The sequence below is a fragment of the Citrobacter sp. RHBSTW-00859 genome (genome assembly GCF_013729795.1).
In the GTDB taxonomy this organism is placed as follows: domain Bacteria; phylum Pseudomonadota; class Gammaproteobacteria; order Enterobacterales; family Enterobacteriaceae; genus Citrobacter; species Citrobacter braakii.
On sequence record NZ_CP056284.1, the window covers coordinates 3,737,340 to 3,755,808 of the forward strand.

General features: G+C 53.9%; 17 protein-coding genes. 5 read left to right on the plus strand and 12 right to left on the minus strand.

Annotation, left to right across the window (positions count from 1 at the left end; translation table 11 throughout):
• Positions 1-91 precede the first annotated feature (91 nt).
• The 4 genes from proY to phoB all read right to left on the minus strand — a co-directional run bounded on the left by proY (position 92) and on the right by phoB (position 5,306).
• Entirely contained in the window at positions 92-1,465 is a 1,374-nt protein-coding gene (gene proY, locus HV302_RS18690; protein WP_016152018.1) for a proline-specific permease ProY, read from the minus strand.
• 80 nt (positions 1,466-1,545) lie between these two features.
• Complete coding sequence (gene brnQ / locus HV302_RS18695; RefSeq protein WP_016152017.1) at positions 1,546-2,865, minus strand: branched-chain amino acid transporter carrier protein BrnQ; 1,320 nt, start codon at positions 2,863-2,865, stop codon at positions 1,546-1,548.
• 405 nt (positions 2,866-3,270) lie between these two features.
• Complete coding sequence (gene phoR / locus HV302_RS18705) at positions 3,271-4,566, minus strand: phosphate regulon sensor histidine kinase PhoR (RefSeq protein ID WP_029139432.1); 1,296 nt, start codon at positions 4,564-4,566, stop codon at positions 3,271-3,273.
• Between the two features lie 50 nt (positions 4,567-4,616).
• On the minus strand, positions 4,617-5,306 hold the full coding sequence (phoB, locus tag HV302_RS18710) for a phosphate response regulator transcription factor PhoB (RefSeq protein WP_003021496.1): 690 nt from the start codon (positions 5,304-5,306) through the stop codon (positions 4,617-4,619).
• A gap of 190 nt (positions 5,307-5,496) precedes the next feature.
• On the opposite strand from phoB, the gene sbcD reads away from it, so the two are divergent.
• The 3 genes from sbcD to araJ all read left to right on the plus strand — a co-directional run bounded on the left by sbcD (position 5,497) and on the right by araJ (position 11,202).
• Positions 5,497-6,699, plus strand: coding sequence for an exonuclease subunit SbcD (gene sbcD / locus HV302_RS18715; RefSeq protein WP_181626406.1), 1,203 nt, complete (start codon positions 5,497-5,499; stop codon positions 6,697-6,699).
• On the plus strand, positions 6,696-9,842 hold the full coding sequence (gene sbcC / locus HV302_RS18720; protein WP_181626407.1) for an exonuclease subunit SbcC: 3,147 nt from the start codon (positions 6,696-6,698) through the stop codon (positions 9,840-9,842). The genes sbcD and sbcC overlap by 4 nt, the downstream gene beginning before the upstream one ends.
• Positions 9,843-10,029: 187 nt before the next feature.
• A complete protein-coding gene (araJ, locus tag HV302_RS18725; protein WP_181627479.1) occupies positions 10,030-11,202 on the plus strand; it encodes an MFS transporter AraJ in 1,173 nt (390 codons plus the stop codon).
• A 27-nt stretch (positions 11,203-11,229) separates the two neighbouring features.
• On the opposite strand, the gene mak is transcribed toward araJ, so the two are convergent.
• Positions 11,230-12,138, minus strand: a complete 909-nt coding sequence (mak, locus tag HV302_RS18730) for a fructokinase (protein ID WP_016155842.1) — start codon at positions 12,136-12,138, stop codon at positions 11,230-11,232.
• Between the two features lie 91 nt (positions 12,139-12,229).
• On the opposite strand from mak, the gene rdgC reads away from it, so the two are divergent.
• Complete coding sequence (gene rdgC / locus HV302_RS18735; protein WP_003021479.1) at positions 12,230-13,141, plus strand: recombination-associated protein RdgC; 912 nt, start codon at positions 12,230-12,232, stop codon at positions 13,139-13,141.
• A gap of 50 nt (positions 13,142-13,191) precedes the next feature.
• Here rdgC and ppnP read toward each other — a convergent pair whose 3' ends face one another.
• From ppnP to HV302_RS18760, 5 genes are all read right to left on the minus strand, one after another.
• Positions 13,192-13,476 carry a pyrimidine/purine nucleoside phosphorylase gene (gene ppnP / locus HV302_RS18740; RefSeq protein WP_016152010.1) on the minus strand — a complete coding sequence of 95 codons (285 nt, stop codon included), beginning with the start codon at positions 13,474-13,476 and terminating at the stop codon, positions 13,192-13,194.
• Positions 13,477-13,547: 71 nt separating this feature from the next.
• Complete coding sequence (locus tag HV302_RS18745) at positions 13,548-14,225, minus strand: AroM family protein (RefSeq protein WP_016155840.1); 678 nt, start codon at positions 14,223-14,225, stop codon at positions 13,548-13,550.
• 247 nt (positions 14,226-14,472) lie between these two features.
• Positions 14,473-14,664: a protein YaiA gene (yaiA, locus tag HV302_RS18750; protein WP_016155839.1), complete on the minus strand. Its 192-nt coding sequence runs from the start codon at positions 14,662-14,664 to the stop codon at positions 14,473-14,475.
• Between the two features lie 26 nt (positions 14,665-14,690).
• A complete protein-coding gene (gene aroL / locus HV302_RS18755; RefSeq protein ID WP_016155838.1) occupies positions 14,691-15,236 on the minus strand; it encodes a shikimate kinase AroL in 546 nt (181 codons plus the stop codon).
• A gap of 185 nt (positions 15,237-15,421) precedes the next feature.
• Positions 15,422-15,877: a YaiI/YqxD family protein gene (locus HV302_RS18760; RefSeq protein ID WP_016155837.1), complete on the minus strand. Its 456-nt coding sequence runs from the start codon at positions 15,875-15,877 to the stop codon at positions 15,422-15,424.
• Positions 15,878-16,025: 148 nt separating this feature from the next.
• On the opposite strand from HV302_RS18760, the gene proC reads away from it, so the two are divergent.
• Positions 16,026-16,835 (plus strand): pyrroline-5-carboxylate reductase, encoded by an 810-nt coding sequence (gene proC / locus HV302_RS18765; RefSeq protein WP_016152005.1) that lies wholly within the window; start codon positions 16,026-16,028, stop codon positions 16,833-16,835.
• 17 nt (positions 16,836-16,852) lie between these two features.
• Here proC and adrA read toward each other — a convergent pair whose 3' ends face one another.
• On the minus strand, positions 16,853-17,968 hold the full coding sequence (adrA, locus tag HV302_RS18770) for a diguanylate cyclase AdrA (RefSeq protein ID WP_181627480.1): 1,116 nt from the start codon (positions 17,966-17,968) through the stop codon (positions 16,853-16,855).
• A gap of 91 nt (positions 17,969-18,059) precedes the next feature.
• Complete coding sequence (gene psiF / locus HV302_RS18775) at positions 18,060-18,380, minus strand: phosphate starvation-inducible protein PsiF (protein WP_003830956.1); 321 nt, start codon at positions 18,378-18,380, stop codon at positions 18,060-18,062.
• Between the last annotated feature and the right edge of the window lie 89 nt (positions 18,381-18,469).

Below are 18,469 nucleotides of genomic sequence, written 5' to 3' on the forward strand. Positions count from 1 at the left end.
GCAGGATCACTCATCATCTTAACGTTTATTGGGGGAGGAGTGTGGGGGAGGAGAAAATTGCCGGGTAACATTAAGCTACCCGGCAAAAATATTACTGCGCTTCAGCCAGTTGGCGCTCGCGACGGCGCTTGAAAACCCAGCCGGCAAGCAGCAGGATAATCCACGCAAAGCCGACGTATAGCGAAATGCGGGTATCCGGATGATAGCCGATAAGCGCGATGATAAAGACCAGGAAAATCAGGCCAATGACGGTCGTCACAACCCCACCCGGCACTTTAAATTTCAGCGCCTTAACCTCTTCCGGCGGCAGACGACGACGGAAGGCAATTTGTGACAGCAGGATCATAATCCACACCCATACCGTTGCGAAGGTCGCCAGAGAGGCTATCACCAGGAAGACGTTTTCCGGCATGATGTAGTTAAGATACACCGCAAACAGCAGCGCGATGGTCATCACCATCACCGTCACCCATGGCACGCCACGACGCGACGTCTTGGCGAACATTTTCGGCGCGCTGCCCTGCTCCGCCATACCGTGCAGCATACGCCCCACGCCAAAGACGTCAGAGTTGATGGCCGACAGCGACGCGGTCAGGACTACGAAGTTGAGGATCCCGGCAGCAAAGGTAATCCCCATATGCTGGAACGTCAGAACGAACGGGCTACCGTCAGTGCCGACCTGGTTCCACGGGTAAATAGACATGATGACGAACAGCGTCCCCACGTAAAACACGAGGATACGCATCGGTACGGAATTGATGGCGCGCGGAATAGATTTTTCCGGGTCTTTGGCTTCGCCAGCGGTAATCCCAATAATCTCAATCCCGCCGTAGGCGAACATCACCATTTGTAGCGACATCACCATGCCGAGCCAGCCGTTGCTGAAGAAACCGCCGTTGCTCCACAGATTATGGATACCGGTAGGCTGTCCGCCGTTACCAATCCCCCAAATGATGATGCCAAAACCGGCGACAATCATGATGATAATGGTGGCGACTTTAAAGAACGAGAACCAAAATTCCAGCTCGCCAAACACCTTCACGCTCATCAGATTGATGGCGCAGATAATCAATACCACGCTGAGTACCCAAATCCAGTGTGGTACGGCCGGGAACCAGACGCCCATGTAAATACCAAAGGCAGTCACATCGGCAATGGCGACAATCAGGATTTCAAAACAGTAGGTCCAGCCGGTTATGTAGCCTGCCAGCGGTCCGAGGTTTTCCTGCGCATAGCGCGAGAAGGAGCTGGCTGCAGGGTTATGAACGGACATTTCGCCCAGCGCGCGCATAATGATATACGCCGCTACGCCGCCGATAATATAGGCCAGCAACACGCTTGGCCCCGCCATTTTGATGGCATCGGCCGAGCCGTAGAACAGCCCGGTACCAATTGCTGAACCTAATGCCATAAAGCGAATGTGCCGGGTGCTCAGCCCACGCTTTAGCTTGTTATTACTTTCCATCGATTCCTAACCTGTTAACACAATAAAAAACCACGGGGCCATGTTAATAGCCCCGTGGTTAAAACTTATTGTCAGTGATATTAGTGTGCGCTGGAGGTCACTTGTCGACCCGCTGCACGATCCCAGATAACTGCCAGGACCACCATCACGACTGTTGGCATCAACCACGCCAGCCCCTGCTCCGCCAGCGGTAAACGCTGGGTCCAGGCCGGTAACACGTCGCCAATTGCAGAAGCTTTAATGCCATCAAGGATACCAAAAATCAGGCTGATAAACATCGCAGGTGCAATGACGCGGGAAGAATTATGCCACCATGAGCGGGTAAAACTTAATACAACCAGTGCGATACATGGCGGATAGATAGCCGTCAGCACCGGAATAGAGATCTGAATCAGATGGCTCAGACCCAGGTTAGAGACCACCATCGAGAAGCCGCCGAGGATAAATACCAGCGTACGATAAGACAGTGGAACGTACTGGGCAAAGAACTCTGCGCACGCGCAGGTCAGGCCAACAGCGGTGACCAGACAGGCGATGAAAATCAACGCCGCCAGCAGGAAGCTCCCTGCGCCACCAAAGGTGTGCTGAACATACGCATGCAGAATTGCCGCGCCGTTAGCAGATTGATCGACCAGAATTGCGCTATCTGAACCCAGACGGAACAGCGCGAGATACAGCAGCGTTAAGCCCACACCCGCCATCAAACCCGCCCAAACGGTATAACGGGTCAGCAGACGCGCTTCAGTAACGCCACGCGAGCGAGCGGCGTTGACGATAACAATACCAAATACCATCGCGCCCAGCGTATCCATGGTCAGATATCCGTTCACGAAGCCATTAGAAAACGCCGCAGTTTGATAGGCTTCCATCGCATTGCTGATCGGGCCTGCTGGCCAGACGATTGCGGCGACAGACAGGACCACCAGCGCCAGGATTTTCAGCGGGGCCAGGAAATTACCAACCGTATCCAGCAGTTTGCCCGGATACAGCGAAACCAGAATCACAATCGCGAAATAGACCACGCTGTAGATAAGCAGTGGCAGAGCGGAGTCACCGGTCAGCGGTGCAATCCCGACTTCGAAAGAGACCGTCGCGGTACGCGGCGTAGCAAATAACGGTCCAACAGCCAGGTAGCACACGGTCGCCAGCAGCAAACCAGCGACTTTACCGATAGGCGTGCTCAGTCGGTCCACACCACCACCGACTTTCGCCAGCGCGACAACGGTAAGTACCGGCAGGCCAACGGCGGTAATCAAAAAGCCAAAAGCCGCAGTCCAGACGTGTTCACCTGCCTGCAAACCAACCATTGGGGGGAAGATGATGTTACCTGCACCAACGAACAGTGCAAATGTCATAAATCCCAAAGCGATAATATCGCGCGATTTTAACTGATGGGTCATAAAGTCTTACTGCCTGTGGATGTGGTGTTGAAAATAATAAATTTTTGCCTTTCCCTGGGGGACAATACAGCGGCATTTTTGCTCAATTCCAGCGGGAAACACTCCCAGACTGGCGCGGCGGAGAATAGTTTTTCGATTTACCGCGTAAATGCAGTCGGTATGACAGCACCTGGAGCGCAATTTAAACGCTTATAACGTTTTAAAGCAAGGTGGGATCCAAAAACCAGAACAATATAGCGATATGAAAAATGGGGTTAGCACAAAACACCATTTCATAGAAAAAGGTATGGGTAATAGTTCGAACAAAAAACAACCAAACGTCGTAAAATTCAGGATGGTTATATTGACCGCATAGAAAAAGCCAGCTTGCGCTGGCTTTTGGAAAGATTATCTTACGAATGCGCCTTAACCGTTAATTTTGGCAATTAAACGTTCCGGGATCACGAAACTAAATCGCGTCCCAACGCCTGGTTCGCTTTCGATACTCAAGCGACTGTCGTGATGATGCAGCGCATGCTTAACGATGGCCAGACCAAGTCCGCTGCCGCCCGTTTGCCGCGATCGCGCCTTATCCACACGATAAAAACGTTCGGTTAATCGTGGAATATGCTCGGCGGCAATGCCTGGACCGTTGTCTTCCACGCAAAACTCCGCCCCCGACGCCACATGCTGCCAGCGTACGGTAATGTGCGTTCCCGCTGGCGTATGGTTCACCGCGTTGTAGACGAGATTCGAGATAGCGCTACGCAACTGCTCCTCGTTACCCCGCACGTTCAGGCTGTTATCAACATCAAAGGTAAACGTATGTTTTTGCTGGCTCAGCGTTTGCGCTTCGTGTTCGAGCACGCGCAGCATCATGGGCACATCGACCTTCTCATTCAGCAGTAGCGTCGGCGCAGCCTCAATTTTTGACAGCGTCAGCAGCTGTTTCACCAGCCCTTCCATGCGATACGTTTGTTCACGCATGGTATGCAGCGCTTTTTCACGCGTCGTCCCTTCCAGCGGATGCTCCTGCATCATTTCCAGATACCCTTGTAACACCGTCAGCGGCGTACGCAGTTCATGGCTGGCGTTGGCGAAAAAGTTACGTCGTGAACCTTCCAGTTGATGCATCTGGGTAACGTCGCGCGCCACCATCAGCAATTGCTTATCGGTATAGGGCATCACGCGAATTTCCAGATGCCGTCCGGTATTGAGTACCAGATTGATCGGTCGGCTAAAATCGCGCGTTTTCAGATATTGTGTAAATTCCGGGTAGCGCAACAGGTTAAGAATATTTTGCCCGCTATCGTCCGGCCAGCGCAGTCCCAGAACCTGCTGAGCCAGTCCGTTACACCAGAAGATACCGCCTTCTTCAGTGGTCAGCACCACCGCGTCGGGTAGCGATTCCGCCCCGCTGCGAAAACGTTTAATCAGATTACCCAGTTCACGACGGCGCTTTTTGTTGCGCAGTTGCATTTGATGCAGCCCGTACAGCAACGGCTCCCAACTGCCTCGCCCCGGCGGCGGCGTCATGCTTCTGTCGACCCATAGCCACCAGGACAAACGTAATAAATTCCAGAAATGCCAGATAAGCAGGCCCGTTACCGACGCCAGTAAAAACCAGGGCAGGTAACCGAAAAAAGCGCTAAGGATAAATGCCGGTATGCAGCACAGGATCAGCTCCAGTACCAACCTTTTCCATGACAATCGTTCTAGCAAACGTCTTACTCCCTATACGGCCTAATCCTTCAGGCCCTGATTCTTGTCAGTCAGAAGCGGGTTGAAAAACGATATCCCGTCCCGCGAACCGTCTGCACCATACGATCGTGTCCGCTGTGCTCCAGCGCCTTACGTAAGCGGCGGATGTGCACATCCACTGTCCGGTCTTCCACGTACACATTGGTTCCCCAGACATGATTGAGGAGTTGCTCGCGACTGTAGACACGCTCGGGATGAGTCATAAAGAAGTGCAACAGTTTGAATTCGGTCGGCCCCATATCCAGCGGATCCTCGCCGGTCATCACGCGATGCGAGGTGGGATCAAGGCTTAGCCCCTGCATTTCTATAACCTCTTCCACCGCCATCGGTGAAATACGACGCAGAACTGCTTTAATACGCGCCACCAGTTCCTTGGGAGAAAAGGGCTTGGTAATATAATCATCCGCGCCGGTTTCCAGCCCTCGGACGCGATCTTCCTCTTCCCCCCTCGCTGTCAGCATCATCACCGGGATATCCCGCGTCATCGCTTCGCGCTTGAGATGTTTAATAAACTGTAGACCCGAGCCGCCTGGAAGCATCCAGTCAAGCAGGACGAGATCCGGCCAGGGTTCATTAAGTTGGTTCACAGCACTGTCATAGTCTTCGGCTTCAACGGGTTGAAATCCGTTTTGCTCGAGCACGAAGCAGACCATTTCACGAATTGGAGCTTCATCTTCTACGACCAGAATACGTCTCGCCATGATTTGCCCTGTTTGTAATTAAATCGTTTGCCATCAATACAGTGCCATTATGCGTCAGTTTTATGACAGATTTATGAAAAGATAGTCCAGGTTTAACGCAGCCCGGCGAATTATGACAGCCCGGAGACAAGATATTCCCACTCGTGAAGGGTTATAATCCCCGCCATTGTTTTATCGTCATGGAACTCTTATGCGCATCCTTCACACGTCTGACTGGCATCTGGGCCAAAACTTCTACAGCAAGAGCCGCGCCGCCGAGCATCAGGCCTTTCTCGACTGGCTGCTGGAAACGGCACAATCCCAGCAGGTGGATGCCATTATTGTGGCAGGCGATATTTTCGATACCGGCTCACCGCCTAGCTATGCCCGTGAGCTGTATAACCGTTTTGTCGTCAATCTGCAGCAAACCGGCTGTCATCTGGTGGTGCTGGCAGGCAACCACGACTCCGTCGCCACGCTCAATGAATCCCGCGATATTCTGGCGTTTCTCAACACCACGGTGGTTGCCAGCGCTGGCCATGGGCCGCAGATACTGCCGCTACGCGACGGTACACCGGGGGCGATCCTGTGTCCGGTGCCTTTTTTACGTCCGCGCGACATCATCACCAGCCAGGCCGGGCTGACAGGACAAGAAAAACAACAGCATTTACTGGGCGCAATCACCGACTACTATCAGCAGCAGTATCAGGATGCCTGCACGCTGCGCGGCGACCACAATCTTCCCATCATTGCGACCGGGCATTTGACCACCGTCGGTGCCAGTAAAAGCGACGCCGTACGTGACATTTATATCGGTACGCTGGACGCCTTCCCGGCGCAAAACTTCCCACCGGCAGACTACATCGCGCTGGGACATATTCACCGGGCGCAGGTTATCGGCGGCACGGAACATATTCGCTACTGCGGCTCGCCGATTCCTCTCAGTTTTGACGAGTGCGGCAAAAGCAAATGTGTACATCTGGTGAGCTTTGACGCGGGGAAACTCAGCGCCGTTGAAAATCTCACCGTGCCGGTTACGCAGCAGCTTGCGGTACTGAAAGGCGATTTAGCCGCCATTACTACCCAGCTTGAGCAGTGGCGCGGCGCGCAGCAAGAGCCACCGGTGTGGCTGGATATTGAAATAACCACCGACGACTACCTGCATGATATGCAACGTAAGATCCAGGCCTTAACCGAAGATTTACCGGTAGAAGTGCTACTGGTGCGCCGCAGTCGGGAACAACGCGAACGCATTATGGCCAATGAACGACGTGAAACGTTAAGCGAGCTGAGCGTGGCAGAGGTTTTTGACCGCCGCCTGGCGCTGGAAGAACTCGAAGAACCGCAGCGTGACCGGCTTAACCAGCTGTTTAGCGCAACCTTACAAACGCTCGCCGGGGAGGCTGAAGCATGAAAATTCTCAGCCTGCGCCTGAAAAACCTCAACTCCCTGAAGGGAGAATGGAAAGTCGATTTTACGGCAGAACCGTTTGCCAGCAACGGGTTATTCGCCATCACCGGGCCAACGGGTGCGGGGAAAACGACCCTGCTGGACGCAATTTGCCTTGCGCTGTACCACGAAACGCCACGCCTGAATACCGTGTCACAGTCGCAAAACGACCTGATGACCCGCGACACCGCGGAGTGTCTGGCCGAGGTCGAGTTTGAGGTGCGGGGCGAAGCCTACCGCGCATTCTGGAGCCAGAACCGGGCGCGCAATCAGCCGGAGGGCAATCTGCAGGTCCCTCGCGTAGAGCTGGCCCGCTGCTCCGACGGTAAAATTCTCGCCGATAAGGTCAAAGATAAGCTGGAGATGACCGCCGAGCTTACCGGGCTGGATTACGGACGTTTTACCCGTTCGATGCTGCTGTCTCAGGGGCAGTTTGCCGCATTTCTCAATGCCAAACCGAAAGAGCGCGCCGAGCTGCTGGAAGAGCTGACCGGCACTGAGATCTACGGCCAAATCTCCGCCATGGTATTTGAAAAGCACAAATCAGCGCGTACGGAACTGGAAAAATTGCAGGCCCAGGCCAGCGGTGTTGCGCTGTTAACGCCAGAACAGCTGCAATCCCTGACAGAAAGTTTGCAGGTACTTACTGACGAAGAAAAACAATATCTTACCTGCCAACAAGCCCAGCAGCAGCACCTCAACTGGCTCATGCGGCAAAATGAGCTACAGGTGGAGATAAACCGTCACCAGCAGGCATTACAGGCTGCACTTCAGGCGCAGGAAGACGCGCAGCCGCAACTGGCGGCGCTGAGTCTGGCACTCCCGGCCAGAGCGTTACGCCCACACTGGGAGCGAATCCAGGAACAAACGGCTACGATTGACCGTACGCGGCAGAAGATTCAGGAAGTGAATGCTCGCTTACAAAGCAGCTTAGCGCTGCGCGGACGTATTCGTCAGCAGGCACAAACGCAGTCAGCCGCTATGCTCGCCGGACAGCAAACGTTAACCGACTGGTTGAAGGAACATGACCGCTTCCGTTTGTGGAGTAGCGAACTGGCAGGATGGAAAGCGCTGCTGGCCCAACAGTCCGACGCCAGCGCCCAACTGCGCCAGTGGCAGCAGTTGCGGGAGAACGACACGCGCAAGCTCGATGCGCTGGCGCTTCCCACGCTGACCCTTTCGGCACAACAGGTAACGGAAGCGCTGGCGCAACATGTGCAGCTTCGTCCGTTACGCCAGCGGCTGAGTAATCTGCATGGGCAAATCGCCCCGAAGCAAAAGCAACTGGCGCAGCTACGCGCCACGCTTGTGCAGCGTCAGCAGGAGCTGGCCCAGCGCAATGCGGTGCTTACAGAAAAGCGTCAGCGCTATAAAGATAAAAATCAGCAGCTTGCCAATGTGAGAATCATTTGCGAGCAGGAAGCCCGCATCAAAGATCTGGAAAGCCAGCGGGCACTATTGCAATCCGGCATGCCTTGCCCACTTTGCGGCTCCACCACGCACCCGGCGATTGAGCGCTATCAAACGCTCGAACTGAGTGTGAATCAGACACGGCGTGAAGCGCTGGAAAAAGAGGTCAAAACGCTGGCCGATGAGGGGTCAACGCTACGCGGTCAACTTGAGGCGATAACCCAGCAACTTCAGCGCGATGAACGCGAAGTACAAACGCTTTCTCAGGAAGAGCAAGCACTTACTCAAGAGTGGCAGACCGTCACCGCCAGCCTCAACGTGACGCTGCAACCGCAGGATGACATCGCCCCGTGGGTTGCCGCCCAGGAAGAGTACGAGCAGCAGCTTCACCAGCTGAGTCTGCGTCATACCCTGCAAGCGCAAATCACCGCACACACAGAGCAGATTACTCAGCTCCAGCAGCATATTGACCAGCGTCAGGCAACGTTAACCGCCGAGCTGGCCCGTCATGGTCTGTCCCTTCCGGCCGAGGGTGAAGTCGCCTCATGGCTGAGCGAACGGGCGAACGAAGCGCAAATGTGGCAGCAGCGCCAGAACGAACTGACTGAATTACAGGCCCGAATCGCCCAGCTTGCGCCGGTGCTGGAAACGCTGCCTGAAACCGATGCGCTTTGTGAAAACATTGAGAATCTGTCGCTGGAAAACTGGCGGCAGGTGCACGACGATTGCCTCTCTTTACAGGGGCAGTGGCAAACCTTACAGCAGCAGGAGGCGCAGGAGGTTCAGCGCGCTGCAGAAATTCAGGCGCAGTTTGATACCGCATTGCAGGCCAGCATCTTTGCCGATCGCGACGCCTTTGTTGCCGCTCTGCTGGATGAAGAGACCTTTAACCGTCTTGAACAATTGAAGCAATCACTGGAAGGCCAGCGACAGCAGGCGCAAACGCTGCTTAATCAGGCGCAGCAGTCGCTGGCGACTCATCAACAACAGCTACCAACCGGGGTGGATCTCACGCTCACCGTGCAACATCTTCACGACGCGCTGGCGCAACTCACCCAGCAGCTACGGGAGAACACCACTCGTCAGGGCGAAATTCGCCAGCAGCTCAAGCAGGATGGTGAAAACCGCCAGCAGCAGCAGGCGCTGATGCTGGAGATTGCGAAAGTCGCACAGCAGGTCGAAGACTGGGGCTATCTGAACGCGCTGATCGGCTCGAAAGAGGGAGATAAATTCCGCAAGTTTGCCCAGGGGCTGACGCTGGATAATCTGGTCTGGCTTGCCAACAACCAGTTGACCCGTCTGCACGGTCGCTATCTGTTGCAGCGCAAGGCCAGCGAAGCGCTGGAGCTGGAAGTGGTTGATACCTGGCAGGCCGATGCCGTGCGTGACACGCGTACGCTTTCCGGCGGCGAGAGCTTCCTCGTGAGTCTGGCGCTGGCGCTGGCGTTGTCCGATCTGGTCAGCCACAAAACGCGAATTGACTCCCTGTTCCTCGACGAAGGTTTCGGCACGTTGGACAGCGAAACGCTGGATACCGCCCTGGATGCGCTCGATGCGCTCAACGCCACTGGCAAAACCATTGGTGTCATCAGCCACGTTGAAGCGATGAAAGAACGCATTCCGGTACAGATCAAGGTCAAAAAAATCAACGGACTGGGCTACAGCAAACTCGATAAAATATTTGCAGTTGATGCCTGATAGCAGCTCAGCTCCAGAAGGCCGGATATGCGCCAGCGCTATCCGGCACGGCACATAGCACGATCGTGAATACACAAAGACGGATATGAAATGGCATTCCACTTCGCTTATCCGCAAGCTATCTCTATTGGCGGCGAACGTTCGCCGCTATGGCGCACATCGTGCGTCTTTCTTGTTGGCAGGTGGTATGAAAAAAGTCATTTTCTCTTTAGCTCTGGGGACATTTGGGCTGGGCATGGCCGAGTTTGGCATCATGGGTGTACTCACCGAGCTGGCGCGGGACGTGGGAATTACCATCCCTGCCGCTGGCCATATGATTTCGTTTTACGCTTTTGGCGTGGTGCTGGGCGCGCCTATTATTGCGCTCTTTTCCAACCGCTTTTCTCTCAAGCATATTCTGCTGTTTCTGGTCACGCTGTGCGTGATCGGCAACGCCATCTTCACCCTCTCCTCCTCATATTTAATGCTGGCGGTGGGCAGGCTGGTTTCCGGCTTTCCACACGGCGCGTTTTTTGGCGTTGGCGCGATTATCCTGTCGAAGCTGGCCCGTCCGGGAAAAGTCACCGCCGCCGTCGCGGGCATGGTTTCGGGTATGACCGTTGCTAATCTGATTGGCATTCCCATCGGCACCTGGCTGAGCCAGGAATTTAGCTGGCGCTACACGTTTCTGCTGATAGCCGTCTTTAATATCGCCGTGATGGTCTCGATTACTTTTTGGATACCCAACATCAGCGATGAAGCAAAAGGGAAACTGCGCGAACAATTTCACTTTTTGAAAACCCCCGCCCCGTGGCTCATCTTTTCCGCCACCATGTTTGGTAACGCCGGGGTTTTCGCCTGGTTCAGCTACGTCAAACCGTACATGATGTTCATCTCCGGCTTTTCCGAAGCGCTGATGGCCCTCATCATGATGCTGGTGGGATTGGGGATGGTGTTGGGAAATCTGCTGAGCGGTCGCCTTTCTGGCCGCTATACGCCGCTGCGTATTGCGGTAATAACCGACTTTGTAATTGTGCTGGCTCTGCTGCTGCTCTTTGCCTTTGGCGGGATCAAAGCCGCGTCGCTGCTCTTCGCCTTTATTTGCTGCGCGGGCCTGTTTGCCCTGTCGGCGCCGCTGCAAATTTTGCTGCTGCAAAATGCTAAAGGGGGTGAGCTGCTGGGTGCGGCTGGGGGGCAAATTGCTTTTAATCTCGGCAGCGCGATTGGCGCCTGGTGCGGTGGTATGATGCTGACGCTGGGCTTTGCCTACAACTACGTGACGTTGCCGGCGGCGCTGCTGTCGTTTTCTGCAATGTCGTCGCTGCTGCTCTACGGTCGCCTGAAGCGCAGCGTATCCCGGATGACTCCCGCTGCCGGATAGCCTCTGCGCTACCCGGCAACGCGAACATTACTCCTGCGGCCACAACCAGGCCGCGCCGCGCACGCCGCTGGAGTCACCGTGCAGCGCCTTGCGTAGAGGCGTTTCGCACTCGCCGCCAAAGACAAACTGTTTAATCAACGTTGGCACGTTTTGATACAGTCGGTCGACATTGCTCATTCCACCGCCCAGCACGATTACGTCCGGATCGAGAATATTCACCACATGCGCCAGTGATTTCGCCAGACGCAGCTCGTAACGACTCAACGCCTGTTCGGCCTGGGCATCCCGGGCATTAACAAGACTGATAATTTCACTGCCCTTGAGCGACTTACCGCTCAGACGCTGGTAGTCGGTGGCAAAACCGGTTCCGGAAATGAAGGTTTCAATACAGCCTTGCTTGCCGCAATAGCAGGGCACTTCCTGCCGATAACGCAGTTCGTCTTCGTCCATCCACGGCAGCGGATTATGCCCCCACTCGCCCGCAGTACCGTTCCCGCCCGTGTGCGCCCGTCCGTTCAGCGCCACTCCAGCGCCACATCCTGTACCGATAATCACCGCAAACACGGTTTGCGCCCCCGCCGCTGCACCATCAACGGCTTCAGAAACCGCCAGGCAGTTGGCATCATTTGCCAGCCGCACTTCGCGATTCAGACGCGTACTCAGGTCTTTGTCAAAAGGTTGCCCGTTAAGCCAGGTCGAGTTGGCATTCTTCACCACTCCGGTGTAGGGCGAAATTGAACCGGGAATGCCCATCCCGACGGTTCCCGACTGCCCGGTGGCCTTTTCCGCCATCTCCACCAGCGCGGCGATGGTTTCTATCGTTTGCCGATAATCATCACGCGGCGTGGGCAGGCGATGGCGAAAAAGCTGTTCGCCTGCATCGCCAAGCGCGATAACTTCCGTTTTCGTACCGCCTAAATCGATACCTATACGCACTGTTTGCTCCTCTTCCCGATTAACAATGCAAGCATAGCGACAATTCGCTATCATGCCCGCTGGATTTAACGACAAGGCCGTGGAAATTATCATGCTGTGGTTCAAAAATTTAATGGTTTACCGTCTTAGCCGCGATGTTTCTTTGCGTGCCGAAGAGATGGAAAAACAGCTGGCATCAATGACGTTCACCCCTTGCGGTAGCCAGGATATGGCAAAAATGGGCTGGGTTCCGCCGATGGGATCGCACAGCGATGCATTAACGCATACCGCCAATGGCCAAATTATTATCTGCGCCCGCAAAGAAGAAAAAATTCTGCCGTCGCCGGTTATCAAACAGGCGCTGGAAGCCAAAATTTTCAAACTGGAAGCTGAGCAAGGTCGCAAACTCAAGAAGACCGAAAAAGACTCGCTGAAAGATGAAGTTCTGCACTCATTGCTGCCGCGCGCCTTTAGCCGTTTCAGCCAGACGATGATGTGGATCGATACCGTCAACGATCTGATTATGGTTGATTGCGCGAGTGCGAAGAAAGCCGAAGATACGCTGGCGCTGCTGCGTAAGAGTCTCGGTTCGCTGCCGGTCGTTCCGCTGACGATGGAAAACCCCATTGAGCTGACGCTGACCGAATGGGTTCGTTCCGGTACAACGGCACAGGGATTCCAGTTACTGGATGAAGCCGAACTAAAAGCGATCCTTGAAGACGGCGGCGTGATCCGCGCGAAAAAGCAGGATCTGGTCTGCGACGAAATCGCCGTGCATATCGAAGCGGGCAAACTGGTCACCAAACTGGCCCTCGACTGGCAGCAGCGCATTCAGTTCGTGATGTGTGACGACGGCTCTATTAAGCGTTTGAAGTTTAGCGACGAGCTGCGCGATCAGAACGAAGATATTGACCGCGAAGATTATGCTCAGCGTTTTGATGCCGATTTCATCCTGATGACGGGTGAACTGGCGGCGCTGATTAAAAGTCTGGTGGAAGGATTAGGCGGCGAAGCGCAACGTTAAGCCGTGTTTACCGAATGGCGGCACAATGTCGCCATTCGTCATTTCTATGCTTACAGATAGCGGCAAAGATAGGATGTTGGCTCTGCCACCTGCAGATGAAACTCGCTGTTGCCCGGTACGTTGAACACGTCCCCTGCGGCATACACCTTCCACTCGGTTTCCCCCGGCAGCAGCACGTTCAGTGCGCCGCTAACGACAGTCATCTCTTCAGGCGCCGCAGTACTAAAGGTATATTCGCCTTCAGCCATCACGCCAACACTGGCGCGGCCAGTACTGCTGCTGGTAAAACCGATCGATTTTACTTTGCCGGAAAAGTATTCATTACTTTGAAGCATACAACTGGCCCTATCTCGTGATTAAGTTGAGAACCAATATAGGGGGCTGACGTTCCACCTGTCACGCAAAATTACGCCAACAGCTCCGAAGCCAGTCGGGCAATCAACACATTAGACAGAAGAACCGGGACATCCAGCGATTTTTGCAGTAAATCGCGATGGCGTTGATTGAACCCCAGACAATCCAGCATGATCACATCCGCGCCTTGCTCCAGCAGTTCTTTCCCGGCATCAATTAATTGTTGTTCGGTACCTTCGATCGGATTCGCCACGGCATACACTGGTGGAGTTTGTAACACCTGCCATTTTTGCGTCTGGGCTTTGAGCAATTCGGTGACGGGGACAATAACCCCGACCTGATGCCCATCGACAATCGAGGCCACTAGCGGGGGGATAATACGTAACGGCTCCAGCAGAATGCTATTGCGGGCGGTCAGGCGAGCGATTGAGGCGGTACTCATCAGCAGGATCACGTCAAAGCCCTGGTTATCCAGCACCTCCACGATACTTTGCAGCGAGCGCTCAACCTTCTGGCGTGAGACATGCGCAAGTTGGTGGTCGCTGAGCAGCGTTAATAAAGGCTCGTCACCGGGCGAAACGCCGTACTCAGCCATCACATCTTCTCGCCGCATCTGTCCAAGCAGACTGTGGTGAGTAATGTGCTGTTCATCGATATATTCCGTCAGGAGCGGTAACACCTCACACATTGGCACCACGCCAATCGTGAGGATAGCCAACGACGCACTCATTTGTTGCTCCACCATCTTCTTACTTTGCTGTGAAATCCCGGGCAAGTGCCGGGCGCTGACCTGCGCTACAAATGCTCAAAAGCGTAGCAGTTGATCGGCGGTGTATTGTGTAAAGATTCCAAATCATTCCGGTACTGGATTGTTATTGCTTAATTTTCAATTTTAACGGTATACGGCGAAATTTAAGAAAATGTGATGAACGCCCGTCCTGGCACTTTTCAGACTCGTACCAGGACGGTGCTTAATATCAGGTTTTATCGGGGTCTTCGTAGCGTTTTTTGGCATCCATGGCTTCCTGCGCAGAAGGATGCTCACTGATCAACGTATTCGGTTTAGGGTGATCGGCTCGAAGTTGATACCAGGTTACCGTCTGGCCTGGCGTCCCCTTTTCAACCGTAACAATGTTCGCTTGACGTGGGTAAGGTGGTTTTGTCGGCATAGTTCTTCCTTTTCACTGGATGAACATTAAGTATAGACACCGCCCTGTAACCGTGGCGCTGCCTGCGCCAGTATCTCAAGAATGTCTTCCACCACCTGCGCAGGTTTATGGGTGGCATCAACGATGTAGTGCGCAGCTTCACGGTACAGAACATCGCGCTGAGCGAGCACTTCCTGCACCTCTTCAGTCAGCGGCTTACCGGTTAAGGTTGGGCGCAATCCCTCTTCAGGCGTGGCCTCCAGACGATCAACCAGTACTGATACCGGTGCGCTTAAATAGATAACCACGCCGTGGCTGCGCATGTAATGACGATTAAATTCGGTAAGAATGATGCCGCCGCCGGTCGCAACAACCGTTGCCGGGGCTGTGACGGCCTGCAGAGCGCTCGTCTCCTGGGCACGAAACCCTTCCCATCCTTCCCTTTCGACGATCTCCGCCACGGTCATCTGCACGTGCGATTGCAACCAGCGATCGGTATCGACAAACTGGAAATCGATAGCCTTCGCCAGCGCCATACCGGTAGTTGTCTTACCACACCCCCGGGGGCCAACAAGATAAAGAGGTTGCGTCATTACAGAAATTCCCCAGGGAGCCGCGAGCGAGCGGGATCTGATGCGGTTAAAGATATAATCATATCACCAAACTAGTACATCGCCAAAACGTAAAGAAAAAATTACATATAGGGTAGCTGTACCTATTAACCCCTACTATAACAAGAATTCACCATGAATAAAGTGTAAATAATAAATTACACGCTTTATTTTCTACGCTGTACTTCCAGCCACCACTTATCAAGCTCAGCAGCAAAATGCTGCCTGTCTCGTGGTGAAAGGCTGTCCGGCCCGCCGGTCTGAATACCGCTGGCGCGTAGCGTATCCATAAAATCACGCATCATCAGACGCTCACGGATCGTGGCTTCGGTATAACGTTCACCGCGCGGATTAAGCGCCGCCGCACCTTTTTCAATGACTTCTGCCGCCAGCGGGATATCCGCCGTTATCACTAAATCACCGGCACTACACTGACGTACAATCTCGTTATCCGCCACGTCAAACCCGGCGGGAACACGTAATGTGCGGATAAACCGCGAAGACGGGACGCGCAAACTTTGGTTGGCTACCAAAATAAGCGGCATCTGCATGCGCTCAGAAGCGCGGTACAAAATATCTTTAATCACATTCGGACACGCATCGGCATCCACCCATATTGTCATAATTTCTCCCCACTGATGTGCAGTTGCACATTGTCGCGTGCTTTTACTTGCAGGCAAAGTGCTGTTTATCCTTCTGCACATATTCAATCCGCGCTAAGCTTAGCTTTCCCAGGTAAAACAATGAATATCACGCATAGGGAGTGACAAAATGGACAAGAAAATCGGTTTTATCGGCTGCGGTAATATGGGCAAAGCGATACTTGGCGGCATGATCGCCAGCGGCCAGGTTCTCCCCGGACAAATCTGGGTCTACACCCCTTCCCCCGATAAAGTCGCTGCATTGCACGACCAGTACGGTATTAATGCGGCGCAGTCTGCGCAAGAGGTCGCGCAAATCGCTGACATCGTTTTTGGGGCCGTAAAACCAGGCATCATGATTAAAGTGCTGAGCGAAATTACCTCCAGCCTGAACAAAGACTCCCTGGTCGTCTCGATTGCCGCTGGCGTCACCCTCGATCAGCTCGCCCGCGCGCTAGGCCATGACCGTAAAATCATTCGCGCGATGCCAAACACGCCGTCACTGGTGAATGCCGGAATGACCTCCGTCACGCCGAACGCCTTAGTCACGCCAGAAGACACGGCCGACGTGCTGAATATCTTCCGCTGCTTTGGCGAAGCGGAAGTCATTGCGGAGGCAATGATTCATCCGGTCGTTGGCGTCAGTGGTTCAGCCCCGGCTTATGTGTTTATGTTTATTGAAGCGATGGCGGACGCCGCCGTGCAGGGTGGCATGCCTCGCGCGCAAGCTTATAAATTCGCGGCGCAGGCAGTAATGGGGTCGGCAAAGATGGTGCTGGATACGGGTAAACATCCCGGAGAACTGAAGGATATGGTGTGCTCGCCTGGCGGAACCACCATTGAAGCGGTACGCGTCCTGGAAGAACGAGGTTTTCGTTCATCAGTGATTGAAGCGATGATTAAGTGCATGGAGCAGTCGGAAAAACTCAGCCGCTCCTGAGTTAACACCGCCGGACGTCAGGCCGCCGCCTCAGTGCGGTTACGTCCGGAATTCTTTGCTTTGTAGAGCGCCATATCCGCCGACTTTAACCATTCTCGATAATGCTCGGTTTCTGCGGTCAGCGGCGCAACGCCCACGCTGATCCGCAGAGCAACCTGCGGCGCGCAGGATAAACGCATTTGGCCAAGTCGTTCGTGAACACGAGACATCGCCGCAATCGCGCTGGTTGCCGGCGTGCCGCACATAATCACCGCAAACTCATCACCGCCAAAGCGCCCGATCACGTCGCTACCGCGTAAGGTCATCTGCAACTGGCGGGTCAGCGCGACAATCGCCTGGTCCCCAACGTCATGACCCCAGGTATCATTGATGCTCTTAAAATGGTCGATATCGATAATCAGTAACGTGGCGTCACGCTGGTAGCGGCGGCAATTATCAAATTCATTACGCAGTAACAGTTCCCAATGGCGGCGGTTGTACACCCCAGTCATGCCATCTCGCGTACTCATCACCTGTAAACGGCGTTTATGTTCCGCCAGCTTGATGACCGTCTGGTAGCTGACCCAGGCAAACAGCAGCGGATAAATCACCAGCACCGGCAGCGTCAATAGCACGCTAAGCTGAGTACTGCTAAAAGCGACGGAGATATCGGTTAACTGTAACGTCACCAGGCATGAAACCATCATCAAAACGGCGCCTGCGATGAATATTCGCATCCCGCCTGCGCCCATCAGGTTGATGCAGATAATCATCAGCAGCGCCGTGGATGGCAACAGGTTTACGCCCATAATCCCTATCCACATACCGGCAAGAATGGCATCGGCTTTTAAGTTGGTAAATTCGCTATGCAGAGGATCGTCGGCTTTGCTGGCCAACTGCCAGGCCAAATGCGGCCAGACAAACGCCCATCCCACCAGTAATAGCCACCAGCCACCGGTAATAGGCTGAGCAACTAATACCGACGCGATAGGGAAAAACATTCCCCCCAATCCCACCGCTCGCGGCAGCCTGATTCGTCGGGCGAATCGCAGACCGGAACGTTGGTGGTCATTTTGATGAAGCGATAAAAATGCTTCATTCGGGACGACCTTCTTTTGATAAAAGTTTTCATCATTCATTGTATTTGGGAATATTCTGAAACAAATTTCCCAAATTATAGGAAGGGGTCTGGTGGCGGAAGTATGATATTTCGGGTGAGCGATTTTACCTGCTCACCCGTAAGTGCTACGCAGATTTCTTCAGGCAAGCGCTCATAAATTTATTACGATCATCACCTTTCAGAGACTGCTCCGTCGCCTTAACGTTACATTCACGCATTTTTTGCTGCTGCGGCGTCAGGCTCTTTTCCTCCGGAGCAGATTTACTGTTTTTCAGGCAATCACTCATATATGTCTTACGCGCATCCCCTTTTAAGGTCTGCGCCGTTGCCTGCTGATTGCAGGTGGTCATACGCTGTTGTTGCGGGGTTAAAGTCTTCTCGGCAGCACCGACGGTAGTTAAAAAAATCAGACCAAAAAGCAGCGTCATTAATAATGTAATTTTCATAGCATCCTTCTTTTCTGAACGACAACACACAGGTAAGTTTGGCTGCTAACGATAAAAATACCACCCGGCGGCAAAAGTATTGCCGCCGG